The sequence below is a fragment of the Streptomyces sp. NPDC019396 genome (genome assembly GCF_040632375.1).
In the GTDB taxonomy this organism is placed as follows: domain Bacteria; phylum Actinomycetota; class Actinomycetes; order Streptomycetales; family Streptomycetaceae; genus Streptomyces.
In genome coordinates, this window is record NZ_JBEYBS010000002.1 from 192,121 (window position 1) to 217,380 (window position 25,260).

Here is a 25,260-nt window from a genome sequence, read left to right on the forward strand (position 1 = left end):
AGTGCGGTCCGGGCCATCGGTCGTGTGCGGGCGCCCGAGCGGTCAGAAGTCCTCGTCCAGGTCCACCGAGCCCTCGACCGCGACCTGATACGCGGACGGGCGGCGCTCGAAGAAGTTGGTCAGCTCCTGGACGCCCTGGAGCTCCATGAAGGCGAACGGGTTCTGTGAGCCGTACACCGGGGCGAAGCCGAGGCGGACCAGGCGCTGGTCGGCGACGCACTCCAGGTACTCGCGCATCGACTCGGTGTTCATGCCCGGCAGTCCCTCGCCGCACAGGTCGCGGCCGAACTGCAGCTCGGCGGCGACGGCCTCCTTCAGCATCTCCGTGACCTGGTGCTGGAGCTCGTCGTCGAAGAGCTCGGGCTCCTCCTTGCGGACCGTGTCCACGACCTCGAAGGCGAAGTTCATGTGCATGGTCTCGTCCCGGAACACCCAGTTGGTGCCGGTCGCGAGACCGTGCAGCAGACCACGGGAGCGGAACCAGTAGACGTACGCGAACGCCCCGTAGAAGAACAGGCCCTCGATGCACGCCGCGAAGCAGATCAGATTCAGCAGGAAGCGGCGGCGGTCGGCCTGGGTCTCCAGGCGGTCCAGCTTCTCGACCGAGTCCATCCACCTGAAGCAGAAGGCGGCCTTCTCGCGGATCGAGGGGATGTTCTCGACCGCGTCGAACGCGGCGGCCCGGTCCTCCGGGTTCGGCAGGTAGGTGTCCAGCAGGGTCAGATAGAACTGGACGTGCACGGCCTCCTCGAAGAGCTGGCGGGAGAGGTACAGCCGCGCTTCGGGGGAGTTGATGTGCTTGTAGAGGGTGAGCACCAGGTTGTTGGCGACGATCGAGTCGCCCGTGGCGAAGAACGCGACCAGACGGCCGATCATGTGCTGCTCGCCGGGGGAGAGCTTGGCCAGATCGGCGACGTCGGAGTGGAGGTCGACCTCCTCCACCGTCCAGGTGTTCTTGATCGCGTCCCGGTAGCGCTCGTAGAAGTCGGGGTAGCGCATCGGGCGGAGCGTCAGCTCGAAGCCGGGGTCGAGCAGGTTCTTCTCCCGCGCCGTCGTGGCGCTGGTGGCTTCGGTGGACATTACTGGCATGCCTCGCAGGACTCGGGGTTCTCAAGGGAGCAGGCGACGGCTTCCGCGTCGGGAGCGGCCTGCTGGGCGGGGACGGGGGCGGTGGTGACGGCCGACGGAGTGCCGGACGCGGCGCGGGCGATCCGGGTGGCCGGACGGGAGCGCAGGTAGTACGTCGTCTTCAGGCCCCGCTTCCAGGCGTACGCGTACATCGAGCTGAGCTTGCCGATGGTCGGCGTTTCCATGAAGAGGTTCAGCGACTGCGACTGGTCCAGGAACGGGGTGCGGTCCGCGGCCATGTCGATCAGGCCGCGCTGCGGGATCTCCCAGGCCGTGCGGTACAGCTCCCGGACGTCCGCGGGGATCCAGTTGAGGCCCTGCACCGACCCGCTGGACTCGCGCAGCGCCTCGCGGGTCTGCGCGTCCCAAACGCCCAGCTGCTTCAGCTCGTCCACCAGGTACGAGTTGACCTGGAGGAACTCGCCCGACAGAGTCTCGCGCTTGAACAGGTTGGAGACCTGCGGCTCGATGCACTCGTAGACACCCGCGATCGACGCGATGGTCGCGGTCGGGGCGATGGCGAGCAGCAGCGAGTTGCGCATCCCGGTGGTGCTGACCCGCTCGCGCAGCGCGGCCCAGCGCTCGGGCCAGTTGAGCTCGACCCCGTAGTGGTCCGGGTGCAGCACCCCGCGCGCCGTGCGGGTCTGCTCCCAGGCGGGCAGCGGGCCGCTGCGCTCGGCGAGGTCGCAGGACGCCTCGTACGCCGCCAGCATGATCCGCTCGGCGATCCGGGTCGACAGGGCCTTCGCCTCGGCGGAGTCGAAGGGCATCCGCAGCTTGAAGAAGACGTCCTGGAGGCCCATCGCGCCCAGTCCCACCGGGCGCCACTTCGCGTTGGAGCGGCCGGCCTGCTCGGTCGGGTAGAAGTTGATGTCCACGACCCGGTCGAGGAAGGTCACGGCCGTACGGACGGTCTCGTCCAGACGCTCCCAGTCGATGGACCCCTCGGGGGTGACGAACGCGCCCAGGTTGACCGAGCCGAGGTTGCAGACGGCCGTCTCGCCGTCGTTCGTGACCTCGATGATCTCGGTGCAGAGGTTCGAGGAGTGGACGACGGTGCCGGGCTCCGCGGTCTGGTTCGCCGTGCGGTTCGAGGCGTCCTTGAACGTCATCCAGCCGTTGCCGGTCTGGGCGAGCGTCCGCATCATCCGGCCGTACAGGTCGCGGGCGGGGATCGTCTTGCGGGCGAGCCCCGCCTCCTCCGCCTTGCGGTAGGCGGCCTCGAACTCGGCGCCCCACAGGTCGACCAGCCCGGGTACGTCCACCGGAGAGAACAGCGACCACTCGGCGTCGGCGTTCACCCGGCGCATGAACTCGTCCGGGATCCAGTGCGCCAGGTTGAGGTTGTGCGTGCGCCGCGCTTCCTCACCCGTGTTGTCGCGCAGCTCCAGGAACTCCTCGATGTCCGCGTGCCAGGTCTCCAGGTAGACGCAGGCCGCACCCTTGCGACGGCCCCCCTGGTTGACGGCGGCGACCGAGGAGTCCAGGGTGCGCAGGAACGGCACGATGCCGTTGGAGTGTCCGTTGGTGCCGCGGATCAGTGAACCGCGGGAGCGGATGCGGGAGTACGAAAGACCGATACCGCCCGCGTGCTTCGACAGCCGCGCCACCTGGTGGTAGCGGTCGTAGATCGAGTCCAGCTCGTCCAGCGGCGAGTCCAGCAGGTAGCAGGACGACATCTGGGGGTGCCGGGTGCCGGAGTTGAAGAGGGTCGGCGACGACGGCAGATAGTCCAGACGGCTCATCAGCCCGTACAGCGCGGCGACTTCGTCCACGGCGCGCGCGGACCCGTCCTCGGCGAGACCGCAGGCGACCCTCAGCATGAACTGCTGCGGGGTCTCGACCACCTTGCGGGTGATCGGGTGGCGCAGCAGATAGCGGCTGTAGAGGGTGCGGAGTCCGAAGTAGCCGAAGCGGTCGTCGGCGGCCGGGTCGATGAGAGCGTCGAGACGGGCGGCATGCTCCTGGACGAAAGCGGACGTACGGTCCGCGATCAGCCCCTCGAGATGACCGACGGCGACGGAGGAAGAGAAGCCGGTGGCCCCCTGCGAGGCCGCCTCACCGGCGATGGTGATGCTGAGCAGCCGGGCCGCGAGCCGGGAGTACGCCGGGTCCTCGGAGATCAGCCCGGCGGCCGCCTCCGTGGCCAGCTCCCGCAGTTCGGCTTCGTCCGAACCGGCGTGGCGTCCCCGGAGCGCGGCGGCGGCGACCCTGCCGGGGTCGGTGTCGGGGAGGTCCGCGGTGAGGTCGGTCAGGATCCGCAGCAGCGCGGTTCCTGGCCCATCGGCGAGCTGCGTTGAAGCAGGATCTGGGGGCGCGATGGTCACGGGGTGCTCTCCCTCGCTCGGCTCGGGGCCGGCGGGGAGGTGGCGTGCGGGCGTGTGTCTGGGCAGCACAACGCGCCGCGTCCACCAGCCTGATCCGCGAGGCCCGGACGTCTCGGAACCCGGGCCGGATGGACCGGGTGCGTTGCCGACAGGTCCTCGGACTCGTGGGTGTGCGCTCACTCGCCTGCACGCACGCACGGGTACGCCTCGCGGGCATGCCTCATGGGTACGCGAAAGGAACGAATACAGACCGACTCACCGTTGCGGGACAGTTCCGGATTTCCACCGGATTCCCCTGCTGCGGCAACGGAGTCGAGCATACATGTAGGGGGGTGGCGTTGCCGCGCCCCCCACATGTTGTGTCGCGCTGGTGCGACTCACCCCGGTGTGTCGGTTCTCAGAGCTCAAGGGCGTACGTCAGCAGGGGCTCCAGTTCCGCGAACGGCGACCAGTCACGTCCGGGGGTGCGTACGAAGCCCAGGCGCTCGTAGATGCGGTGCGCGGCGTGCATCTGCTGATCCGTCGACAACACCAGCCGGCGGCATCCTTCGATGGCTCTGGCCCGCTCGACGCAGGCCATGACGAGCGCCTCCCCGACGCCCCGCTTCCGGGCTTCGGTGGCGACGACCAGCATCCGGAACTCGGCCTCGTCGTCGCCCGCGATATTGGCGTAGGGCCTCGCTCCAGGGGTGAACGCCACCCCGCCGAGCAGCCGTCCGGAGCCGTCGACGGCGACGAGCACTTCCGACTGCGCCGCCCTTTCCGCCGTGTCCCGCAGCACCGGGAGATAGGGGTCCTCTTCCCCGAAGGCCAGCAGTCCGTCGTCCAGATAGGTCCGTGCGGTGAGTTCCCCGAGAGCGTCGTACTCCTGAGGCTCCACCAGTCTGATGATCGCGTCCATCCGGGCAGTGTGCCGCACACGACGGGGTGGAGCGCACTGGACAAGCGGCGTCTGGCCGCCACTCCTCCCGAGGGGGCGGCGGCCAGACGCCGTCAGACGGGTCAGTGGGTCGCGGCGGTCAGCTTGGGGGCTTCCGTCTCGACGCCCGGGTCACCCGAGTCAGCGGTGTAGTCCCCGGGGGAGGTCTCGTCCACCCCGTCGGGGGCCTTGGCGGCGCGCAGGACGAAGGTGAGGAGAACCGTGACCAGTACGTTCAGCACGAACGCCGTCAGGCCGATATAGCCGATCTCGCCGATGCCCGGGATCTCGGCCGACGAGCCGCCGAAGTGCTTCTGGGTCGGGCTCGCGACACCGTACGCCGCCACCGTGCCGTAGAGCATTCCGACGGCCCAGCCGGCGAGCAGTGCCCAGCGGTGGAACCAGCGGGTGAACAGCCCGCCGACCAGGGCCGGGAAGGTCTGGAGGATCCAGATGCCGCCCAGCAGCTGGAAGTTGATGGCGACCGTCTTGTCCATGGTGAGGACGAAGGCCAGCGCGCCCACCTTCACCAGCAGCGACACCAGCTTCGAGACCTTTGTCTCCTGCTCGGGTGTCGCGTCCGGCTTCAGGAAGTCCTTGTAGATGTTCCGCGTGAACAGATTCGCCGCGGCGATCGACATGATCGCGGCCGGCACCAGTGCGCCGATGCCGATGGCGGCGAAGGCCACCCCCGCGAACCAGTCGGGGAACATGTTCTCGAACAGCTGCGGAATCGCGAGCTGGCCATTGGTCACCTTGACCCCGGCAGCGATCGCCATGAACCCGAGCAGGGCGAGCAGCCCCAGCATCAGCGAGTAGAGCGGCAGAATGGTCGTGTTGCGCCGGATCACTGCGCGGCTGCGCGAGGACAGCGTCGCGGTGATCGAGTGCGGATACATGAACAGCGCCAGCGCGGAGCCGAGTGCCAGCGTGGCGTAGCCCCACTGACCCATCTCGCCGGGCACCAGAGCCCCGAAGGGCTTGTCGGTCTTCGGGTTGGTCTGTGAGAGCGCGTCGCCCGCCTTGGTGAAGATCGCGTCGAAACCGCCCAGTTTGACGGGGATGTAGATGATGGCGACGGCGATCACCAGGTAGATGAGTGTGTCCTTCACGAAGGCGATCAGCGCGGGCGCCCGCAGCCCGGACGAGTAGGTGTATGCCGCGAGCACACCGAAGGCGATCAGTAGCGGCAGGTCCTTGACGAACCAGTGGGTGTTCTCGCCGCCGCCGACGCCCATCACGTCCAGTACGGCCTGAATGCCGACGAGTTGAAGAGCGATGTACGGCATCGTCGCGAGGATGCCGGTGACCGCCACCGCCAGTGAGAGGCCCTTGGAGCCGAACCGTCCGCGGACGAAGTCCGATGTCGTCACATAGCCGTGGCGGTGCGAGACCGACCACAGGCGGGGCAGGAACGTGAAGATCAGTGGGTAGACGAGGATGGTGTACGGCACCGCGAAGAAGCCCGCGGCGCCCGCCGCGTAGATGGCCGCGGGTACGGCGACGAAGGTGTACGCCGTGTAGAGGTCGCCGCCGAGCAGGAACCAGGTCACCCACGTGCCGAACGAGCGCCCGCCCAGACCCCATTCGTCCAGGCTGTTCTCGTTCGCCGCCCTGCGCCAGCGTGAGGCCAGGAAGCCCATGACCGTGACGGCCAGGAAGAAGAAGACAAAGACGGCGAGTGCGACGCCGTTCACACCGTCGTTCACCGTGACGCCCCTTCCTGCTCACCGCGGTCGGCGCGCTGGGCGGGCAGGTCGTGCCGGACCCGCCTCGCGCGCTGGTCGCGCTGCCAGAGCTGGTACGCGACCAGCGTCAGTGCGGTCGAGATGAGCACCCAGAGCATCTGGTACCAGTAGAAGAAGGGGATCCCGGCGAACGCGGGGTCGGTCTTCGCGTACGAACCGACCCAGAGCATCGCGACGAACGGTGCGATCAGGCACAGGGCCACGACCACCCGCACCGGCGTGACGGCCGGTCTGCTCCCCGCGGGTACTTCGGACATGAGCGACTCCGTTCCCTCGGTTGCCTTGCTGGTCAGCTGAATCGCTCAGCTGCTGTAGCGCGCAGGAAATCTAGGGGATGGCTTCGCGTGTGGGAACCCTGTGTTCCGGATATCGGACAGGCAATCGGCGGGCGGTCGGCGCAGCCGCCGAGCGGCCGGAACCGACCACTCGGCGCCCGAAACCGACCGCTCGTCGCGGCGGGGTGGGTCTGCGTCAGTCCGACTCGGGGCGCTTGAGCCGCGCCACGAACTTGTAGCGGTCGCCGCGGTACACCGACCGTACCCATTCGACCGGTTCGCCGTTCCTGTCCAGCGAGTGCCGCGACAGCATCAGCATCGGCAGGCCCACATCCGTGCCCAGCAGCCCTGCCTCGCGCGGGGTGGCCAGCGAGGTCTCGATGGTCTCCTCGGCCTCGGCCAGATGGACGCCGTACACCTCGGCGAGCGCCGTGTAGAGCGAGGTGTACTTCACCAGTGACCTGCGCAGTGCCGGAAAGCGCTTCGCCGACAGATGCGTCGTCTCGATCGCCATCGGCTCGCCGCTCGCCAGCCGCAGCCGCTCGATCCGCAGCACCCGTCCGCCCGGTGCGATGTCGAGCAGTCCGGCGAGCGTGTCATCGGCGGTGACGTAGCCGAGGTCCAGCAGCTGGGACGTCGGTTCGAGGCCCTGCGCCTTCATGTCCTCGGTGTACGAGGTGAGCTGGAGGGCCTGGGAGACCTTGGGCTTGGCGACGAACGTCCCCTTGCCCTGGATGCGTTCGAGGCGTCCCTCGACCACCAGCTCCTGGAGGGCCTGGCGCACGGTGGTGCGCGAGGTGTCGAACTCCGCGGCGAGGGTGCGCTCGGGCGGTACGGGCGTGCCGGGCGGCATCGTCTCCGTCATGTCGAGCAAGTGCTTCTTGAGTCGGTAGTACTTGGGCACGCGGGCCGACCGGGTCGCCGTCCCGTTCCCGGTCTCCGTGCCGCCCCCGTCCATGGCCATGGTCCGCCTTCCCGACTCGTGTGCTGCTGCCGTCACCGGCTCCTCCGTTGGTTGCGGATCACATGGTGGCACGGTCCGGTCACGGGTCGTCGCCCTCCCTCAGGTGTCGGTCCGGTAACGGACGCGACAGCCCTCCTTATACACCCTTGACACCCCTAAAGGTCTAGGCCAAGCTCCGCTTACTGGTCTAAACCAATATGGGCCATGGGGGTTGCAGCATCCCTGAGGAGGGTGGCGTGAAGCGCAAGCTCATCGCGGCGGTCGGCGTCGCGGGCATGGTGGTCGGCATAGCCGCATGTGGCTCCGGCAGCGACAAGGGCGGGGACAAGGCAGGCGCCGACGCCAAGGAACTCACCGTCTGGCTCACCGTCGACGCCCAGAACAACTGGCCGGAGCTGGTCAAGGCGGCCGACGACGCGGTCGTCAAGAAGCACCCCGGCCTCACCATCAAGCACGAGTACTACGGCTGGCCCGACAAGAACACCAAGCTCGACGCCGTCCTCGCCACCGACAAGGCCCCCGACGTCGTCGAGATGGGCAACACCGAGATGCTCGGCTACATGGTCAAGGGCGCGTTCGCCGAGGTCGACCCCAAGCAGTTCGAGCAGTCGGACGCCTGGCTCGACGGACTCAAGGAGTCCGTCGGCTACGAGGGCAAGACCTATGGCGTGCCGTACTACGCCGGTGGCCGCGTGGGCAACTGGCGCAAGGACGTGGCCGCCGAGGCGGGAGTGAAGGCCCCGCCCAGGACGTACACGGAGCTGACCGCCGCCCTGGACCGGATCCAGGCCAAGAAGGGTCCCAAGTTCAGCGCCTGGTACCAGCCTTCGCCGGACTGGTACGCCGCGATGTCCTTCGTCTACGACGCGGGCGGGGCGATCGCGAAGAAGGAGGGCGACCAGTGGAAGGCCGGACTCTCCTCACCCGAGTCGCTCAAGGGCCTCAACGAGTACAAGAAGGTGCTCGACAGCTACATGAAGGCCGACAAGACCAAGGACGAGTCGGACCGCTACATCGTGTACGGCCAGGGCAACGCCGGGATGATCTTCGGCGCGGCCTGGGAGGGCGCGACCGCCGAGGACCCGAAGAACGACAAGACCGGCAGGCTCAAGGGCAACCTCCAGAACTTCGTGATGCCGGGACCGTCCGGCAGCAGCCTTCCCGTCTTCCTCGGCGGTTCCGACCTCGCCATCCCGGTCAAGTCACGGGCCCAGGGACTGGCAGCCGAGTGGATCAACGCCTTCACCGGCGCCCAGGGGCAGAAGGGCCTGGTCTCCAAGGGCAATCTGCCCAACAACAAGACCGACCTGGCGCCGTTGAAGAGCGACCCGAAGACGGCGGTTCCGGCAACCGCGGCCGAGTCCAGCTGGTTCGTCCCGATGGCACCGGGCTGGGGCCAGGTCGAGAAGGCCCAGATCCTCAAGACGATGCTCCAGGAGATCGGCACCGGCAAGAAGTCGGTCGATGAGGCCGCCAAGGCAGCGGACGAAGCGATCGACAAGGTCATCAACACCAAGTGACCGCCCCCAGCAGGACCCCGTCGGCCGACCGGTTCGCCGGTCGGCCGACGGGGTCCTGCTCCCGTACGAGTTGAGGGACCGCCGAGGAGCGCCCGATGAGTGCCGCAGACACAACCACTGCCAAGGTGCCGCCCGCGCGGCCGTCGACACCCCCCGGTGCGGGACCGGTGGCCGGGGGAGCCGCAGGGCCGGGACAGCGACGAAGGCGCACGGGCGGCGGGACCGCCTTGCCGTGGGCGCTGCTCGCGCCCTGCCTGCTCGTCCTGCTCCTCGTACTCGGCTATCCACTGGCCCGGCTGGTCACCCTCTCGTTCCAGAAGTTCGGGCAGCCGCAGCTGTGGGGCTTCCAGGAGCCCGAGTCGGTGGGCTTCGCCAACTTCACCAGGATCCTGGGCGACAGCGAGTTCTGGTCCGTGGTCGTGCGCACCGTGGTCTTCGCCGGTGGCGCGGTGGTGCTCACCATGGTGCTCGGGATGCTGATCGCGCTCTTGCTCCAGCGGGTTTCCCGCTGGGTGAGGACGCTGATCAACATTGCGCTGGTCGCGAGCTGGGGCATGCCCGTCATCGTCGCCACCGCGATCTTCAAGTGGCTTTTCGACACCGACTACGGGGTGCTCAACTGGCTGCTCAGCCGGCTCCCCGGGGTCGACATGAGCGGTCACAACTGGTTCGCCAGCGGGCCCGAGGGCCTCGCCGTCATCATGCTGCTGGTGGTCTGGGGCGCCGTGCCCTTCGTCGCCGTCACCCTCAGCGCCGGGCTCACCCAGGTGCCCAGGGAACTGGAGGAGGCCGCCCGCCTCGACGGCGCCGGAGCCTGGGGCGTGTTCCGCTACGTCACCCTGCCGGTCCTCAAACCGATCATCGTGATGCTGACGACGCTCTCGGTGATCTGGGACATGGGGGTCTTTCCGCAGGTGTTCGTGATGCGCAACGGCCACCCCGAGGCGGAGTTCCAGCTGCTGACCACGTACTCGTACGACAAGGCCTTCGTCGTCAACGACTACGGGGGCGGCTCCGCGATCGCCCTGGTCACCGTGCTCCTGCTGCTCGGTGTGGTCGCGGTCTACATGCGCCAGATGCTCAGGATCGGAGAAGTCGAGTGAGTGCCGTGGTCAAACGCGCTGCCGTGCGCACCGCCAGGAGACCGGCCCGGGGCAGGCTCGGCTGGAACCTGCTGGGTCTGCTGGTCTTCGCCACCGCCGGATTCCCCGTCTACTGGATGCTCAACACGGCCTTCAAGCCCGCCAGGGACGCGATCGACCCGGACCCGCACTTCTTCCCCCGGACCCTCACCGTCGAGAACTTCTCCCGGGCCCTCGACGTGGCCGACTTCTGGGGGCCCGTCGGACGCAGTCTCGCCGTGTCGCTGGCCGTGGTGACCGTCGGGATCGCGGTCGGCATGCTCGCCGCGCTCGCGATCTCCCGGTTCGCCTTCCGCGGCCGGAAGATCGTGATCGTAGGCATCCTGGCCGTCCAGATGGTCCCGCTGGTCGCCATGATCATTCCGGTCTTCCTGCTGCTGAACGACCTCGGTCAGTACGACAGGCTGACCGGTCTGATCATCACGTACCTCACCTTCGTCCTCCCCTTCACCGTGTGGACGCTGCGTGGCTTCATCGTCAACATCCCCAGGGAGCTGGAGGAGGCCGCGATGGTCGACGGCTGCACCCGCGCCGGCGCCTTCCTCCGGGTGGTCTTCCCGCTGCTGGCCCCCGGGATGGTGGCGACGTCCGTGTACGCGTTCATCCAGGCGTGGAACGAGTATCTGTACGCCCTGATGCTCATGAGCCAGCAGAACCAGACCGCCACCGTCTGGCTCGGCAACTTCACCACCAAGCACGGCACCGAATACGCCCCGATGATGGCCGGCGCCACGATGATGGCCGTCCCCATCGTGATCCTCTTCCTCCTCGTCCAGCGCAAGATGGCCGCGGGCCTCACGGCCGGCGCAGTGAAGGGATGACGACGCCGAATGACGACGACTCCGCACCGCACCGACACCCTCACCCGCGATGCCCTGGCCGTCCTCCAGCCCGGCTTCCCCGGCACCACCGCTCCCGAATGGCTGCTGCGGCGTATCGGGGAGGGCCTCGCGGCGGTGGGTCTGTTCGGCCGCAACATCGCCTCGCCCGAGCAGCTCTCCGCGCTCACCGCGCAGCTGCGGGCCGAGCGGGATGACGTCCTCGTCGCCATCGACGAGGAGGGCGGAGATGTCACCCGCCTGGAGGTACGCACGGGCTCGTCCTTCCCCGGCAACCACGCCCTCGGGTCCGTGGACGACACCGACCTCACCCGCCAGGTGGCCGCCGCGCTCGGGCGCCGGCTCGCGGCGTGCGGGGTCGACCTGAACTGGGCGCCGTCCGCCGACGTCAATTCAAATCCGAACAATCCCGTGATCGGGGTGCGTTCCTTCGGCTCGGACCCCGCGCTCGTCGCCCGGCACACCGCGGCGTATGTCGAGGGCTTGCAGTCCGCGGGTGTGGCCGCGTGCACCAAACACTTTCCCGGGCACGGCGACACATCGGTCGACTCACACCACGCATTGCCCCGGATCGATGTGGAGTTGGCCACTTTGCATGCCCGTGAGCTGCTGCCTTTTCATTCGGCGATCGCAATGGGTTCCAAGTCGGTCATGAGCGCGCATATCCTGCTACCCGCGCTCGACCCCGATCACCCGGCGACCCTGAGCCCGCGGATCCTCACCGGTCTGCTGCGTCAGGAGCTGGGTTTCGACGGCCTCATCGTCACCGACGGTATGGAGATGAAGGCCGTCGCCGAGACGTACGGGATCGAGCGCGGCAGTGTCCTCGCGATCGCCGCCGGTGCCGACGCGATCTGCGTCGGCGGCGGCCTGGCCGACGAGGACACGGTGCTGCGGCTGCGCGACGCGCTCGTCACCGCGGTGCGCCAGGGCGAGCTGCCCGAGGAACGACTGGCCGACGCGGCCGCACGGGTGCGTGCGCTCGCGGACTGGACCAGGGGGGCCAGGGGGGCGGCATCGGAGCCGGGCGCGGCTTCACAGGAGGGGACCGCGCCCGGCACCGAGATCGGCCTCGTGGCCGCGCGCCGTGCGGTACGGGTGACCCCGGGGCCGCGGCCCCACGCGCCCCTCGCCTCCGCGCCGTACGTGGCCGCGTTCACCGCTGCGGCCAACATCGCGGTGGGCGACGAGACACCGTGGGGCGTCGCCGCGGAACTTGCCCGCCTGTTTCCCGGCACCCGGACGGATACCTACGCCGAATCCGCCCCGACCGCCGAGGTGCTGCGCGCCGCTGGCGACCGGCGTGTGGTCGCGGTGGTGCGCGATGCCCACCGGCACCCGTGGATGGCGCGGGCACTCGACGGCCTGCTGGCCGCCCGGCCGGACACGATCGTGGTCGAGATGGGCCTCAACCAGGCCCCACCGCGCGGCGCCCTCCATGTGGCGACACTCGGAGCGGCGCGGGTGTGCGGTGTCGCGGCGGCCGAGGCGATCTGCGGTCGCCTCTAGAGCGGCACTTTCGCGGTCAACCGCAGCGGTGGAGGACACTCCGGCTCACCGCTGCGAGGCGCGGGTGTGCCGGACGCCGCCGGGCGCCCCGCCCGCCACGGGCCACCGAGGCCGCACAGGGTGCGGGCACGGGCACCGTGCAAACCGGCCCTACAGCCCCTGCCACGCAGGCTTGTTCGCGTATGCGTGCCGGAAGTACCCCGCCAGCCGCAACCCCGACGCCGCCTCCTCGTCCACCACCACCGTCACATGCGGGTGCAGCTGGAGCGCTGAGGCGGGGCACACCGCCGCCACCGGCCCCTCCACCGTCGCCGCGACCGCCTCCGACTTGCCCTTGCCGGTGGCGATCAGCACCAGGTGGCGGGCCTCCAGGATGGTGCCGATGCCCTGGGTGATCACGTGCTGCGGCACCTGGGCGATGTCGCCGCCGAAGAAGCGCGCGTTGTCCGCCCGGGTCTGGTGCGTGAGCGTCTTGATCCGGGTGCGGGACGCGAGCGACGAGCACGGTTCGTTGAACCCGATGTGCCCGTCGGTGCCGATCCCGAGCAGCTGGAGGTCCACTCCTCCCGCCTCGGCCAGCGCCGCGTCGTACGCCGCGCAGGCGGCCGGCACGTCCGAGGCCGTACCGTCGGGGCCCAGGAAGGCGTCGGGGCGCAGCCCGAGTGGTTCGACGACCTCGCGCAGCAGGACGGAGTGATAGGACTCGGGGTGGCCCGCGGGCAGGCCCACGTACTCGTCGAGCTGGGCGATCCTGGCCATCGACGTATCCGCCTCACCCGCCCGCACGAACGCGGCGAGCGCTTCGTAGACGGGCAGGGGCGTCGATCCGGTGGCCACTCCGAGCAGTGCGTCGGGCTTGCGGCGCAGGAGATCCGCGATGCCCCGGGCGATGAGCTCCCCGCCGGATTCGGCGTCCGGGACTATGACAACTTCCACGCTGGGCCTGCCTATCGCCGGAAGATACGAAAGACATCTGGTATAGACCAATGTACCAGAGGGGGCCCTGAAAACACCCGCGGGCCGCGGCGCCGGGACGGGACCCTCAGCCCGTCCGGCACCGCAGCCCGGAGTTACCCGGCCGACGGGTGTGCGGTCCCGTGCGGCCGTTGGGAGGGCATCCACGCAGTCAGGGCAGAAAGCGCGGGCGCCCAGGTCCACCCTCCTGTGCGGGGAGGGCGGAGGCTCTACTGGTCATTGTGGACTAGACATCCACATGGAGAGAAGTCCGAGGTCCATCCTTCACCACGGAGCCCCCGTCTGTCCCGTTCACACCGAGGGTACGCTCACAAGGTGCCCTCCATGAACGATCTCGTACGCCAGCACACCGCCCTGAGTGAATCGGACCTCGAGTGGCTGCACCTGCTGGTCTCGGAGTGGCAGCTGCTCTCCGACCTCTCCTTCGCCGATCTGGTCCTGTGGGTCCCCACCCTGGACGGCACACGCTATGTCTCGGTCGCCCAGATGCGCCCCAACACCGGGCCCACCTCCTATCAGGACGACATGGTCGGCCATTTGGTTCCGCGCGGACGCCGCCCGATGCTGGACGCGGCGCTCGACGAGGGCCGTATCGTCCGCGAGGGCGACCCGGAGTGGCGGGAGGAGGTGCCGGTCCGGGTGGAGTCCATCCCCGTGCGGCGCGAGGGCCGGGTGCTCGGCGTGATCGCCAGGAACACCAACCTCCTCACGGTCCGCACACCGAGCCGGCTGGAGCTCACCTACCTTCAGTCCGCTTCCGACCTGGCCCAGATGATCGCCGCGGGTGCCTTCCCCTTCCCCGACCAGCAGGTCGACATGGATGCCTCGCCCCGTGCCGGTGACGGACTGATCCGCCTCGACGCGGACGGGGTCGTGCAGTACGCCTCGCCCAACGCGCTCTCCGCGTACCACCGTCTCGGCCTGGCCGCCGACCTGGTGGGACAGCACCTCGGGCGGATCACCGCGGAACTCGCCCCGTCCCGGGGGCCGGTCGACGAGGCCCTGGTCAAGCTGGCCAGCGGCTATGCACCCCGGGAGGCGGAGGTCGAGGGCAACGGCGGCGTGATCCAGCTCCGGGCCATTCCGCTCAAGCCCAAGGGGCCGCGCATCGGCTCCCTGGTGCTGCTCCGGGACGTCACCGAACTCCGGCGCCGTGAGCGTGAGTTGATCACCAAGGACGCCACCATCCGGGAGATCCACCACCGGGTCAAGAACAACCTCCAGACCGTGGCCGCCCTGCTGCGGCTCCAGGCCCGCCGGATGGATTCCGTGCGGGGCAAGGAGGCGCTCAACGAGGCGGTACGCAGGGTCGGCTCCATCGCGATCGTGCACGAGACGCTGTCCCACAATCTCGACGAGCGGGTCGAGTTCGACGAGATCGCCGACCGGGTCCTCGCCATGGTGGCCGAGATCGCCCCGGGCAAGGTGGTCTGCCGCCGCAGCGGTCGCTGCGGAATCCTCGACGCCGAGGTGGCCACCCCGCTCTCGATGGTTCTGACCGAGGTGGTGCAGAACGCCCTCGAGCACGCCTTCGCCCCGGGGGAGCAGGGCACGGTCGATGTCACGGCGGTCCGCGGCGGGCCGCGCGGTGCGGAGCGACTGCTGATCACCGTGCAGGACGACGGCCGCGGGCTGCCCAAGGGTTTCGACCCGCAGCGGGCCGGCAATCTCGGGCTCCAGATCGTCAGGACCCTGGTGGAAGGGGAGCTCGGCGGCTCCTTCGACATGAAGCCGGCCCCGGGGCGCGGCACTCATGTGGTCCTGGACATCCCCGTACAGAGCGAGAAGTAACCGCCCCTTCCGGGCGCGCACAGCAGCGAGCCCCGGACCGTATCTACGGTCCGGGGCTCGAACGCTGTGAGTTACTGCTGCGCGCTGCGGCTCGGGGGCGGTGAATGCGTACTCGCCGTACGCGCCGCCGGCCTCAGGCTCATAGCGGTGGCGATCAGGCGCTGGCGTTGCGCGCCCGGTTACGAGCAGCGCGGCGCTTCATCGCGCGCCGCTCGTCCTCGCTGAGGCCACCCCAGACGCCGGAGTCCTGGCCGGACTCGAGCGCCCACTGCAGGCACTGCTCCATGACGGGGCAGCGGCGGCAGACGGCCTTGGCTTCCTCGATCTGCAGCAGCGCAGGACCGGTGTTGCCGATGGGGAAGAACAGCTCGGGGTCTTCCTCGCGGCAAACGGCGTTGTGACGCCAGTCCATGGCTGCTACCTCTCTTGGTATGACTTACTGATTGCTTGTGAATGTGAACGCTTTCACGAATCCCCCCGCAAGGGAAGGGTCAACGCCCAGTTGAACTGGTTGCTGTCCTGAGATGAGGAGGGGTTCTGGCTGCCTGGGAGGCCGATCCTGCGGGCCGTTCCGATCGCCACGTAGAGATTCGCAAACCTCGGCGGCGGATACAACCCCTTCCGGAAAGTTTTTTTTGATTCCTTGGTGTCGACTAGATCACAGCCGTACTTCCATGGGGTGGATCCGCGTCTAAACGTTCGACTGTAAGGAGATCAGGGCCTTCCACTCACACAATCACACGCAGTGCACGGCGAACGCCTGTGAACGTCACGCTCGTACGCAGCCCCAGATGGTCTCCGTCCATCTGGAAGGGCAGTGGAGCCTTCGAATGCAAGGTGAAGTCCGCTACATCGTGAAGCGACATCACATGCTTGCCGTGCGGTCCGCGCTCCGGGGTCGAGGTGAGCAGCTGGGTCGCGTAACGGGCCAGCGTGGGAGCCGACAGCCGTCGCAGTGCCATGACGTCCAGAGCGGTGTCGAACGACGCGTCGGGGGCGGCGTACACCGGGCGATTGCCCAGGTAGGTCCAGGGGGAGGTGTTGCACACTATCGACAGCACAAGATCGCGCACCGGCTCCATGCCGGGGCGCTCCAGGGTGATCGCGCCCCGCCTGCGGTGCGGGTCGTCCAGGAAATGGCGGGCTGCCTGACGTATGTAGAGGGCGTGCGTCGACTTCCTGCCGCGTTCGCGCTGCTGTTCGACCCGCCCGACGACTCCGGCGTCGAAGCCGAATCCGGCACAGAAGGTGAACCAGCGCGCCGGGGCTCCCTCGTCATCCGTCCCCGGCGTGCCGGACGCCAGCCCGAGCCCGACGGTGCGCTCACTGCGCAGACTCAGCGCGTCCAGGATGGCGCCGGTCGCCTCGACCGCGTCGTTCGGCAGCCCGAGCGCCCGTGCGAACACATTGGTGGAGCCGCCGGGGACCACCGCGAGCCGGGGCAGTGCGTCCGGATCGGGGCCGGCGTGCAGCAGGCCGTTGACGACCTCGTTGACGGTGCCGTCACCCCCGAGCGCCACGACCAGGTCGATGTCGTCGGACTCGGCCGCCCGCCTGGCGAGGTCGCGGGCGTGACCGCGGTACTCCGTCGTGACGGCCTCCAGCTTCATTTCGCTGGCGAGGGCGTGGATCAGTACGTCACGCGTGCGGGCACTGGTGGTGGTTGCTGCCGGGTTGACCACGAGGAGTGCGCGCATGGCCGCCAGAGTACCTACCGGGGGGTACCCGGCGTACCTGCCGGGGCACCCGGTCAGGCCCGGAGCCGGTGGCCGACGGCTACCCTTCAGGGGTGAGCAGTGCTGACCAGACCCCCGAACAGTCCGCCGAGCAGTCCGCCGAGGCCGTGTCCGGCCCCCGCCCGCCCCGGCTCACCGCCGCGGCGGCCGTCTGCGGGCTGGAAGCCCTGGCGCTCGTCGCCGGTGGTGTCTATCTGCTGGTGACCGGGCTCGTCGGCACCCCCGAGAGCACCACCCAGGCGGAGTCGGGCGGCGCCACGCTGATCGCCCTGGGGCTCATCCCGCTGCTGGCCGCCCGTGGCCTGCTGCTGCGCCGCGGCTGGAGCCGTGGTCCGGCGATCATCACCCAGCTGATGGCCCTCCCCGTGGCCTGGACGCTCCTGCGCTCATCGGGCGCCCTGATCCCCGCGGGGATCGCGCTCGCGCTGGTGGCAGTGATCGGTCTGGTGGTGCTGCTCAACCCGGCAACGACCCGAGAGCTGGGCCTCCGGCGGGGGTGAGCGGGTCTCCCGGGGTGCGGCACGCCGGGAGACCCGCCCACCCCGCACCGCCTACTCCTCGACGAGGAGCTTCTCGCGGAGCTGTGCCAGCGTCCGCGCCAGCAGACGCGACACATGCATCTGCGAGATGCCGACCTCCTGCGCGATCTGCGACTGCGTCATGTTCCCGAAGAACCGCAGCAGCAGAATCCGCTTCTCCCTCGGCGGCAGGTCCTCCAGCAGAGGCTTCAGCGACTCCCGGTACTCGACCCCCTCCAGCGCCTCGTCCTCCGCGCCGAGCGTGTCGGCCACCGCGGGTGACTCGTCGTCCGTGTCGGGCACGTCAAGGGACAGCGTGGAGTACGCGTTGGCCGACTCCAGGCCCTCCAGCACCTCCTCCTCGGAGATGCCGAGGCGCTCGGCCAACTCGTGCACGGTGGGTGAGCGGCCGTGCTGCTGGGACAGCTCAGCGGTCGCCGTGGTGAGCGCCAGCCGCAGCTCCTGCAGTCGCCTCGGGACCCGCACCGCCCAGCCCTTGTCGCGGAAGTGGCGCTTGATCTCGCCGACGACCGTGGGCGTCGCGTACGTGGAGAACTCGACACCGCGCTCCGGGTCGAACCGGTCCACCGACTTGATCAGACCGATGGTGGCGACCTGGGTCAGATCGTCCAGCGGCTCACCGCGGTTGCGGAACCGGCGGGCCAGGTGCTCGACCAGGGGCAGATGCATCCGTACGAGCTGATTGCGCAGCTCGGCGCGTTCTGGGGAGCCCTCGGGCAGTTCGCGCAGCGTGATGAACATCGACCGGGCCTCGCTCCGGTCGTTCGCCCCGGCGTGGGTATGACTCGCCTGCGCGTGAACCGCCTGGTCCGCGCGATCCGCGTGATTCTTGGAGTGCTGCTCGTGCTGCTCGCTCATATGGGCCGCCCTCCCCCAGTCCTTCGCCTGGGAGGTACCCCCAGCCTGCGCCTGCTCCGCCGCCTGTGCCGCGGCCGACACGCCGTCACGGCCATCCACCGCGGGGTGGGGCCTGGCCTGCTGCTCCGGGATGCCCGTGGGGGCGTACACCGGATCGGCCGGAACCGCACAACCATCGTGCGGTGTTCCGGGAACGCGCTCCTCGTCCCGCACCGGACCGTCCCCGTCCCTCACGCCGGCCCGGGTCCCGCGCCGCGCTGTTTGTGCAGGCTGATGGCCACCGTGCGGTCGTCGGCCACGGAGGACTCCACCTTGCCGGCCAGCGCCGAGAGCACCGTCCAGGCGAAGGTGTCGCGCTCCGGCGCGCGGCCGTCGGTGGTGGGGGCCGAGACCGTGACCTCCAGGGAGTCCTCGACGAGGCGGAAGACGCAGCTGAGGACGGACCCCGGAACGGCCTGCTGGAGCAGGATCGCGCAGGCCTCGTCGACCGCGATGCGCAGGTCCTCGATCTCGTCGAGGGTGAAGTCCAAGCGTGCCGCGAGGCCGGCCGTGGCCGTACGCAGCACGGAAAGGTAGGCACCCGCAGCCGGCAGCCGGACTTCCACGAAGTCCTGGGTCCCGGGCTCGCCTGCGATCTGGGACACCCTCACCTCCAAGGTGGCACAAGGTCGATCGAGGCTCCGGGTAGACGGTCCCGGAGCCGATTGCTGCGCGTCGGTACGCAGTCGGTTACCTGGACTGGCGACGCTATCGCGATCCATGGTGCCGTGTCGCCGGACCCTTACCCGACGCTGTCACTCATGGTAAGCCCATGGGTACGCACAGTGGCTAGAGGTGTGCGCCCCCCAATTGAGATAACCCGGCGGAGGGTTGACGTACCCAGACGTCACACGATCGAACCGTCCGGGTAGCACCACCGCCAGCTCTCCCCGGGCTCCAGGGTCCGGACGATCGGGTGCCCCGATTCGTCGGCGTGCCGTGTGGCGTGCCGGTTGACCGAGGAATCGCAGCAGCCCACATGCCCGCAGCTCAGGCAGAGCCGCAGTTGCACGGGGTGTGTTCCGTCCACCAGGCACTCCCGACAGGTATCGCTCAGCTGTGCGGGTTCGGGGCGCGGCAGGTCGAGAACATGCAGGCACTCGCTCATGATTGCCAGACTACGACGAGCGTGACGACGTGAGGCCGCTGATATGGACGCACTTCCCCTGGTGGCGCTGATCGCGGTGAGTGCGGTGGTCGCCGCCTCGGCCCGCAGGACACCGGTACCCGCGCCGCTGCTGCTGGTGACCGTGGGACTGGCCGCCTCGTACGTACCCGGCGTGCCGTCGTACACCCTCGACCCGCACATCGTGCTGCCGTTGGTGCTGCCCCCACTTCTGCACACAGCGGCGGTGGAGAGCTCGTACCTCGATCTCCGGGCCAACATCCGGCCCATCGCCCTGCTCTCCGTCGGCTACGTGCTCTTCGCGACCCTGGCCGTCGGCTATCTCGCGTACCTCCTCGTGCCCGAACTGCCGCTGACCGCGGCCCTGGTGCTCGGGGCCGTCGTGGCGCCCCCGGACGCCGTGGCCGCCACTGCGATCGCACGCCGCCTCCGGCTGCCGCACCGCATCACCACGATCCTCCAGGGCGAGTCCCTGGTGAACGACGCCACCGCGATCACCGCCTACCGCGTGGCGCTCGCGGCCGCCATCGGTGAGGGCGTGACCTGGGCGGGAGCCATCGGGGAGTTCCTGCTCGCGGCCGTCGGCGGGATCGTGGTCGGGCTGATCCTCATGGTGCCGATCCATTGGTTGCGCACTCATCTGAAGGAGGCGCTGCTCCAGAACACCCTGTCCCTGCTCATCCCGTTCGTCGCGTACGCCGCCGCGGAGCAGGTCGGGGCGTCCGGCGTGCTCGCCGTCGTGGTCGTCGCGCTCTTCCTCGGGCACCGCGCCTGGCAGGTGGACTTCGCCACCCGGCTCCAGGAGGAGGCCGTGTGGAAGATGGTGTCCTTCCTCCTGGAGTCCGCGGTCTTCCTGCTGATCGGCCTGCAGCTGCCGTACGTGGTCCAGGGGCTCGGGTCCTACAGCGTCGCCGAGGCCGTCTGGTACGCCTTCGCCGTGTTCGTGATGGTGGTCGTGATCCGCTACGTCTGGGTCTTCCCCGCGACGTTCCTGCCGAGGAAGCTGTCGAGCCGGATCAGGGAGCGCGAGCCGGGGGTGAACTGGAAGGCGCCCGTGATCGTGGGCTGGGCCGGGATGCGCGGGGTGGTCTCTCTGGCGATCGCCTTCTCGATCCCGCTCACCATCCATGGCGGGGAGTCCTTCCCGTCCCGCAATCTGGTGCTGTTCCTGACCTTCACCACGGTGATCGGGACCCTGGTCGTGCAGGGCCTGACCCTCCCGCCGCTGATCCGGGCGCTGAAACTGCCCGATCGCGACGCGCAGGCCGAGACCCTCGCCGAGGCCCAAGCGCAGAGCGAGGCGTCCCGCAAGGCGGAGGAGCGTCTCGACGCTCTGCTGGCCGACGAGCGCAACGCCTTGCCGGATCCGCTGGCCGACCGGTTGCGCGGGGTGCTGGAGCGCCGCAGGAACGCCGTGTGGGAGCGGCTGGGCGCGGGGAACCCGATCACCGGGGAGTCCGCCGACGACACCTACCGGCGGCTCGCGCGGGAGGTGATCGACGCCGAGCGGGCGGTCTTCGTGCAACTGCGCGACCAGCGGCGGATCGATGACGAGATGATGCGCACGCTGCTGCGGCGGCTCGACCTCGAGGAGGCCGCCGCCTACCGGGAGGGTCAGGACTGAGCGGGCCGTTCCGGTGGCTGTGCCACCGGGTCGGGGCTTCCCGTGATCACGGCGGTCACGGATGTTCCGGGCCGGAACGCGCCCTCGTCGGCGAGGGTGACGAGGGCGTACAGCAGTTTGGCGACGTAGAGGCGTTCGACGGGCAGTCCGTGCCGCTGCTCGAAGTCCTCGGCGAAGGCGTCGAGTGCCGGGGTGGTCCGGGCATAGCCGCCGAAGTGGAAGCGCTCGTCCAGCCACCAGTCGCCCGCGGGGCCACCGAAGGCCTGCCGCTGGAGGGCGGCGACCGCTTCGCTCAGGAAACCGCCCCGGAGCACGGGGATCCCGAGGGCTCTCGCGGGCCTCTCTGCCGGCGCCCCGGGCGAGGGGGCCAGTCCGGCGGCCAGCCCGGCGAGGGTCCCGCCCGTGCCGCAGGCCACGGCGACCACCTCCGAAACGCCGCGCAGTTCCCTCCCCAGCTCCGCGCAGCCTTGTGCGGCAAGGGCGTTGCTCCCGCCTTCGGGGATGACACGGCAGTCCCCGGGTGCTCCGTGTCCGCCTCCGAACCGCTCGACCAGTGACGCCAGCACGTCGGGGTCTGTCTTGCGGCGGTACGTGCCCCGGTCCACGAAGCGCAGCCGCATGCCGTCCGCCGCGCACCGGGCGAGCGAAGGGTTGAGGGGGCGGTCGGCGAGCTCGTCGCCGCGGACGATCCCGATGGTGCGGAAGCCCAGCAGCCGGCCGGCGGCGGCGGTGGCCCGCAGATGGTTCGAGTACGCCCCGCCGAAGGTCAGCACCGGACGGCCGGCCGCGGCGGTCAGGTTCGGCGCGAGCTTGCGCCACTTGTTGCCGGGGAGAGAGGGGTGGATCAGATCGTCGCGCTTGAGCAGCAGGCGTACGCCGTGCCGGGCGAAGCGTTCGTCCTCGACCGGCTCCAGAGGGGACGGGAGCCGGGGGCGGAGGGTGCCGAGGTCGATCGCGTTCACCCAGTCATTGTCGCGCCCGCGTCAGCCTGCGCTTCCGGGCTGGGCCGGGCGGGTGGAAACGCGCCGGCCATGCCCCACTGGTACGGGACTAGTCCCACTCATTTGTGTAATGGCGCGCCCACTCTGCGTGATGGAAGGCTTCTTCGTGCAGGTCAGTCCATGATTGTCGTGATTGCGAGGACGCATGTCGGTCGGTTCGGTTGGTTCGGTTGGTGACGAGGTCCGCGATGGCGGCCAGGACGCGGCCCTGCCGCAGCAGAGTCTTGGTACGGCTGCGGCGCGGAACCTGGCGACCACCACCAAGTCGGCGCCCCAGATGCAGGAGATCACCTCCAGGTGGCTGCTGCGGATGCTGCCGTGGGTCGAGGTTCAGGGCGGTGCGTACCGGGTGAACCGCCGTCTCAGCTATTCCGTGGGCGACGGGAGGGTCACCTTCATCCAGACCGGGGGGCAGGTCCAGGTCATCCCGGCGGAGCTCGGCGAGCTCCCCTCGCTGCGGGGGTTCGAGGACGCGGCGGTGCTGGCCGAGCTGGCACAGCGGTGCCGGCAGCGGGAGTTCGCGCCCGGAGAGGTGCTGGCCACGAAGGGGGAGACGGCGGACCGGGTGTTCCTGATCGCCCACGGCCGGGTGGAGCGGATCGGCGCCGGTCCCTATGGCGACGAGGCGGTGCTCGGGGTCCTCGCCGACGGCTCCTATCTCGGCGACCGGTCACTCGTCGACGGCGACGCGGTCTGGGACTCGACGGCCAGGGCCGCCACTTCGTGTGTGGTGTTGCAGCTGACCCGCCAGGACGTGCTGACCCTCGCCGACCGGTCCGAATCGCTGGCCGCCCATCTGGTGTCGCTGGTGTCCCTGCCCCACCAGCGGACCAACAAGTACGGCGAGGCCGCCATCGACCTGTCGGCGGGTCATATCGGCGAGGCCGTCGTGCCGCACACCTACGTCGACTACGAAGCGGCGCCCCGTGAATACGAGCTGAGTGTCGCTCAGACCGTGCTGAAGGTGCACAGCCGTGTCGCGGACCTCTACAACCAGCCGATGAACCAGACCGAGCAGCAGTTGAGGCTCACGGTGGAGGCACTGCGGGAGCGCCAGGAGGACGAGCTCATCAACAACAGGCAGTTCGGACTCCTGGCCAACTGCGACTACGGGCAGCGACTCCAGCCGCACGACGGTGTGCCCGGACCCGACGACATGGACGAGCTGCTGTCCCGGCGGCGCGGCTCCAAGCTCTTCCTCGCACACCCGCGCGCCATCGCGGCATTCGGACGCGAGTGCACCAAGCGGGGTATCTACCCGGACACGGTGGACATCGGCGGACACCGCATCCCGGCCTGGCGCGGAGTGCCCATCTTCCCCTGCAACAAGATCCCGATCTCGGACTCCCGCACGACGTCCATCATCTGCATGCGCACCGGCGAGGACGACCAGGGCGTGATCGGGCTCCGGCAGAGCGGCATCCCCGACGAGATCGAACCGAGCCTGTCGGTGCGCTTCATGGGCATCGACGAACAGGCGATCATCTCCTACCTGGTCACGGCCTACTACTCGGCGGCCGTTCTGGTGCCCGACGCCCTCGGCGTGCTGGAGAACGTCGAAGTGAGCCGCTGGCGATAAGCGTTCCGCTGGAAATCCGGTGCGTCGGGAAGTCTTCCTGGGGTCCTCCGCGGCAGCAGGGGACCCCGGGTGCCGCACCGGTCAGCACGAGCCACACCCCACCCGCGGGGGCGGCCACTGCGCCCCGCCGGCCGCCCCCGCCCCCTTGAGCAGCCCCACCCTTGAACAGAGGGAGACACCGTGACGATGACCAGTACGGACACCGGCACCGATGGACAAGAGGCCGCGGCACTTCTGGAACGCACCCGGACCGCCGTCACACCACGACTGAGGGACACCGTGGAGTCCCTGCCCGGATCCATACGGCGCATCGCGATGTACCACTTCGGCTGGGAGCACGCCGACGGCAGCCCGGCCGCCGGTTCGGCCGGGAAGGCGATCCGCCCCGCCCTGGTGCTCGCCGCAGCCCGGGCGCTCGGCGGGGATCCACAGCATGCGGTCCGGGCCGCTGCCGCGGTCGAGCTCGCGCACAACTTCACCCTGCTGCACGACGACGTGATCGACGAGGACCGTACCCGCAGGCACCGGCCCACCGCCTGGACCGTGTTCGGCACGCCCGACGCCATCATCGCGGGCGACGCGATGCTCGCCCTCGCCCTGCGGCTGCTCGCCGAGGACCGGCACCCGGCCGCCGCGGCGGCGTCCGCCCGGCTCGCGGCCTGTGTGATCGAGCTGTGCGCGGGACAGCAGGCCGACTGCGCCTTCGAGGAGCTCGACCCGCACGAGGTGTCCCTCGACGAGTGCCTCGCCATGGCCACGGCGAAGACAGGGGCCCTGCTGGGCTGCGCCTGCGCCCTGGGGGCGCTCTATGCGGGGGCGGGGGAGGAGGAGATCGCGGCGATGGACGCCTTCGGGCGGGAGGCGGGGCTGGCCTTCCAGCTGATCGACGACCTGATCGGGATCTGGGGCGATCCGGAGCGCACGGGCAAGCCTGCCGGGGCCGACCTCGTGGCGCACAAGAAGTCACTTCCGATCGTCGCGGCCCTGGGCTCGGGCACGGTGCCGGGCAGGGAGCTGGCCGAGCTGTACGGACGCCCGATGGACACGGAGGCCATCCGCCGCGCGGCCGACGCCGTGGAGCGGGCGGGGGGCAGGGACTGGGCCCAGCTCGAGGCCGCGGACCGGATGGCGCGGGCGGTGCAGCAGCTGTCCCGGGCGGTCCCGGACCTCGCTGCGGCAGGTGATCTCCTGGCCCTCGCCGAGTTCGTCACTCGCCGCAACCGCTAGGCCGTGTTTGAAAGCGATCGCCTGGCTCGCGACTCCCCCAGAACGTCGCCTGGGAGGTGCCTCCAGCACGCACACTCGCTGCGTTGTCGAGATCGTCCACGTACGCCCAGTACGAGGACGATTGCCCCCGACCTTCGGTGGGGGTACCCCCACCGCCTTGCGATTCACGCACCAGACGCCGCGAGCCCCGCCGTCCGGGCGGACGGCGCTGCTCTCACACGACCTAGTGCCGTGACCTCTCCTGCCACGGCACCCGGTCCTGTCCGGGGGTCTTGAGGAACGGCCCGCCGCGTGGTCCCGGGGCAGGGCGGTTTCCCGCCATGCCCCGGGGCCGGACCCGGGGTGCAACTCTAGGATCTCCAGGACCTGTTGACGAGCGCGGAGAGGTCCGGAC

The 25,260-nt window shown here is 69.6% G+C and carries 22 protein-coding genes and 1 riboswitch; of the genes, 9 read left to right on the forward strand and 13 right to left on the reverse strand.

The window, feature by feature from the left end; genetic code table 11:
- Positions 1-42 precede the first annotated feature (42 nt).
- From ABZ532_RS02910 to ABZ532_RS02935, 6 genes are all read right to left on the reverse strand, one after another.
- The gene (locus tag ABZ532_RS02910; protein WP_361279004.1) at positions 43-1,089 is read right to left on the reverse strand and encodes a ribonucleotide-diphosphate reductase subunit beta; all 1,047 of its coding nucleotides are present in this window, start codon (positions 1,087-1,089) and stop codon (positions 43-45) included.
- A complete protein-coding gene (locus ABZ532_RS02915) occupies positions 1,080-3,455 on the reverse strand; it encodes a ribonucleoside-diphosphate reductase subunit alpha (protein ID WP_361279006.1) in 2,376 nt (791 codons plus the stop codon). Before ABZ532_RS02915 ends, ABZ532_RS02910 begins: the two co-directional genes overlap by 10 nt.
- A gap of 129 nt (positions 3,456-3,584) precedes the next feature.
- Positions 3,585-3,781, reverse strand: a riboswitch (cobalamin riboswitch).
- 71 nt (positions 3,782-3,852) lie between these two features.
- A complete protein-coding gene (locus tag ABZ532_RS02920) occupies positions 3,853-4,356 on the reverse strand; it encodes a GNAT family N-acetyltransferase (protein WP_361279008.1) in 504 nt (167 codons plus the stop codon).
- Between the two features lie 101 nt (positions 4,357-4,457).
- On the reverse strand, positions 4,458-6,083 hold the full coding sequence (gene mctP / locus ABZ532_RS02925; protein WP_361279010.1) for a monocarboxylate uptake permease MctP: 1,626 nt from the start codon (positions 6,081-6,083) through the stop codon (positions 4,458-4,460).
- Entirely contained in the window at positions 6,080-6,379 is a 300-nt protein-coding gene (locus ABZ532_RS02930) for a DUF3311 domain-containing protein (RefSeq protein ID WP_361279013.1), read from the reverse strand. The genes mctP and ABZ532_RS02930 overlap by 4 nt, the downstream gene beginning before the upstream one ends.
- Before the next feature lie 214 nt (positions 6,380-6,593).
- Positions 6,594-7,361 (reverse strand): GntR family transcriptional regulator, encoded by a 768-nt coding sequence (locus ABZ532_RS02935; RefSeq protein WP_361279416.1) that lies wholly within the window; start codon positions 7,359-7,361, stop codon positions 6,594-6,596.
- Between the two features lie 236 nt (positions 7,362-7,597).
- Here ABZ532_RS02935 and ABZ532_RS02940 point away from each other — a divergent pair, with 236 nt between their 5' ends.
- From ABZ532_RS02940 to ABZ532_RS02955, 4 genes are all read left to right on the forward strand, one after another.
- Positions 7,598-8,881 (forward strand): extracellular solute-binding protein, encoded by a 1,284-nt coding sequence (locus ABZ532_RS02940; RefSeq protein ID WP_361279016.1) that lies wholly within the window; start codon positions 7,598-7,600, stop codon positions 8,879-8,881.
- A 95-nt stretch (positions 8,882-8,976) separates the two neighbouring features.
- Positions 8,977-9,984, forward strand: a complete 1,008-nt coding sequence (locus ABZ532_RS02945) for a sugar ABC transporter permease (protein WP_361279018.1) — start codon at positions 8,977-8,979, stop codon at positions 9,982-9,984.
- Positions 9,985-9,989: 5 nt separating this feature from the next.
- Positions 9,990-10,844, forward strand: coding sequence for a carbohydrate ABC transporter permease (locus tag ABZ532_RS02950; RefSeq protein ID WP_361279020.1), 855 nt, complete (start codon positions 9,990-9,992; stop codon positions 10,842-10,844).
- Between the two features lie 9 nt (positions 10,845-10,853).
- Entirely contained in the window at positions 10,854-12,371 is a 1,518-nt protein-coding gene (locus ABZ532_RS02955) for a glycoside hydrolase family 3 protein (protein ID WP_361279023.1), read from the forward strand.
- A gap of 150 nt (positions 12,372-12,521) precedes the next feature.
- Here the strand turns inward: ABZ532_RS02955 and nagB are convergent, their stop codons facing one another.
- Positions 12,522-13,307, reverse strand: coding sequence for a glucosamine-6-phosphate deaminase (nagB, locus tag ABZ532_RS02960; RefSeq protein ID WP_361279025.1), 786 nt, complete (start codon positions 13,305-13,307; stop codon positions 12,522-12,524).
- 363 nt (positions 13,308-13,670) lie between these two features.
- Here nagB and ABZ532_RS02965 point away from each other — a divergent pair, with 363 nt between their 5' ends.
- A complete protein-coding gene (locus ABZ532_RS02965) occupies positions 13,671-15,137 on the forward strand; it encodes a PAS domain-containing sensor histidine kinase (protein ID WP_361279027.1) in 1,467 nt (488 codons plus the stop codon).
- Between the two features lie 154 nt (positions 15,138-15,291).
- On the opposite strand, the gene ABZ532_RS02970 is transcribed toward ABZ532_RS02965, so the two are convergent.
- Positions 15,292-15,549 carry a WhiB family transcriptional regulator gene (locus ABZ532_RS02970; protein ID WP_003953983.1) on the reverse strand — a complete coding sequence of 86 codons (258 nt, stop codon included), beginning with the start codon at positions 15,547-15,549 and terminating at the stop codon, positions 15,292-15,294.
- Between the two features lie 316 nt (positions 15,550-15,865).
- Positions 15,866-16,834, reverse strand: coding sequence for a diacylglycerol kinase family protein (locus ABZ532_RS02975; protein WP_361279030.1), 969 nt, complete (start codon positions 16,832-16,834; stop codon positions 15,866-15,868).
- Between the two features lie 146 nt (positions 16,835-16,980).
- Between ABZ532_RS02975 and ABZ532_RS02980 the strand changes: the two genes are divergently transcribed.
- Positions 16,981-17,373 (forward strand): hypothetical protein, encoded by a 393-nt coding sequence (locus ABZ532_RS02980; protein ID WP_361279419.1) that lies wholly within the window; start codon positions 16,981-16,983, stop codon positions 17,371-17,373.
- A 51-nt stretch (positions 17,374-17,424) separates the two neighbouring features.
- Here ABZ532_RS02980 and ABZ532_RS02985 read toward each other — a convergent pair whose 3' ends face one another.
- The 3 genes from ABZ532_RS02985 to ABZ532_RS02995 form a co-directional block, all read right to left on the reverse strand.
- Positions 17,425-18,420, reverse strand: a complete 996-nt coding sequence (locus ABZ532_RS02985; protein ID WP_361279421.1) for an RNA polymerase sigma factor SigF — start codon at positions 18,418-18,420, stop codon at positions 17,425-17,427.
- Positions 18,421-18,500: 80 nt separating this feature from the next.
- On the reverse strand, positions 18,501-18,914 hold the full coding sequence (locus ABZ532_RS02990) for an anti-sigma regulatory factor (protein ID WP_361279032.1): 414 nt from the start codon (positions 18,912-18,914) through the stop codon (positions 18,501-18,503).
- A gap of 242 nt (positions 18,915-19,156) precedes the next feature.
- The gene (locus ABZ532_RS02995; RefSeq protein WP_361279034.1) at positions 19,157-19,417 is read right to left on the reverse strand and encodes a UBP-type zinc finger domain-containing protein; all 261 of its coding nucleotides are present in this window, start codon (positions 19,415-19,417) and stop codon (positions 19,157-19,159) included.
- A gap of 43 nt (positions 19,418-19,460) precedes the next feature.
- On the opposite strand from ABZ532_RS02995, the gene ABZ532_RS03000 reads away from it, so the two are divergent.
- Positions 19,461-21,059, forward strand: a complete 1,599-nt coding sequence (locus tag ABZ532_RS03000) for a Na+/H+ antiporter (protein WP_361279036.1) — start codon at positions 19,461-19,463, stop codon at positions 21,057-21,059.
- On the opposite strand, the gene ABZ532_RS03005 is transcribed toward ABZ532_RS03000, so the two are convergent.
- The gene (locus ABZ532_RS03005; RefSeq protein ID WP_361279038.1) at positions 21,050-22,021 is read right to left on the reverse strand and encodes a pyridoxal-phosphate dependent enzyme; all 972 of its coding nucleotides are present in this window, start codon (positions 22,019-22,021) and stop codon (positions 21,050-21,052) included. The genes ABZ532_RS03000 and ABZ532_RS03005 overlap by 10 nt on opposite strands.
- A gap of 184 nt (positions 22,022-22,205) precedes the next feature.
- Between ABZ532_RS03005 and ABZ532_RS03010 the strand changes: the two genes are divergently transcribed.
- Both ABZ532_RS03010 and ABZ532_RS03015 read left to right on the forward strand, forming a co-directional pair.
- Positions 22,206-23,639: a family 2B encapsulin nanocompartment shell protein gene (locus tag ABZ532_RS03010; RefSeq protein WP_361279040.1), complete on the forward strand. Its 1,434-nt coding sequence runs from the start codon at positions 22,206-22,208 to the stop codon at positions 23,637-23,639.
- A gap of 186 nt (positions 23,640-23,825) precedes the next feature.
- The gene (locus tag ABZ532_RS03015; protein WP_361279423.1) at positions 23,826-24,866 is read left to right on the forward strand and encodes a family 2 encapsulin nanocompartment cargo protein polyprenyl transferase; all 1,041 of its coding nucleotides are present in this window, start codon (positions 23,826-23,828) and stop codon (positions 24,864-24,866) included.
- Positions 24,867-25,260 lie beyond the last annotated feature (394 nt).

What these genes read in the sequence shown, in the direction of transcription:
- ABZ532_RS02910 (WP_361279004.1), bottom strand. Translation starts at nt 1,089, where the DNA reads ATGCCAGTAATGTCCACCGAAGCCACCAGCGCCACGACGGCGCGGGAG.
- ABZ532_RS02920 (WP_361279008.1), bottom strand. Translation starts at nt 4,356, where the DNA reads ATGGACGCGATCATCAGACTGGTGGAGCCTCAGGAGTACGACGCTCTC.
- ABZ532_RS02930 (WP_361279013.1), bottom strand. Translation starts at nt 6,379, where the DNA reads ATGTCCGAAGTACCCGCGGGGAGCAGACCGGCCGTCACGCCGGTGCGG.
- ABZ532_RS02935 (WP_361279416.1), bottom strand. Translation starts at nt 7,361, where the DNA reads ATGGCCATGGACGGGGGCGGCACGGAGACCGGGAACGGGACGGCGACC.
- ABZ532_RS02945 (WP_361279018.1), top strand. Translation starts at nt 8,977, where the DNA reads ATGAGTGCCGCAGACACAACCACTGCCAAGGTGCCGCCCGCGCGGCCG.
- ABZ532_RS02955 (WP_361279023.1), top strand. Translation starts at nt 10,854, where the DNA reads ATGACGACGACTCCGCACCGCACCGACACCCTCACCCGCGATGCCCTG.
- ABZ532_RS02965 (WP_361279027.1), top strand. Translation starts at nt 13,671, where the DNA reads ATGAACGATCTCGTACGCCAGCACACCGCCCTGAGTGAATCGGACCTC.
- ABZ532_RS02970 (WP_003953983.1), bottom strand. Translation starts at nt 15,549, where the DNA reads ATGGACTGGCGTCACAACGCCGTTTGCCGCGAGGAAGACCCCGAGCTG.
- ABZ532_RS02975 (WP_361279030.1), bottom strand. Translation starts at nt 16,834, where the DNA reads ATGCGCGCACTCCTCGTGGTCAACCCGGCAGCAACCACCACCAGTGCC.
- ABZ532_RS02995 (WP_361279034.1), bottom strand. Translation starts at nt 19,417, where the DNA reads ATGAGCGAGTGCCTGCATGTTCTCGACCTGCCGCGCCCCGAACCCGCA.
- ABZ532_RS03000 (WP_361279036.1), top strand. Translation starts at nt 19,461, where the DNA reads ATGGACGCACTTCCCCTGGTGGCGCTGATCGCGGTGAGTGCGGTGGTC.
- ABZ532_RS03010 (WP_361279040.1), top strand. Translation starts at nt 22,206, where the DNA reads ATGTCGGTCGGTTCGGTTGGTTCGGTTGGTGACGAGGTCCGCGATGGC.
- ABZ532_RS03015 (WP_361279423.1), top strand. Translation starts at nt 23,826, where the DNA reads ATGACCAGTACGGACACCGGCACCGATGGACAAGAGGCCGCGGCACTT.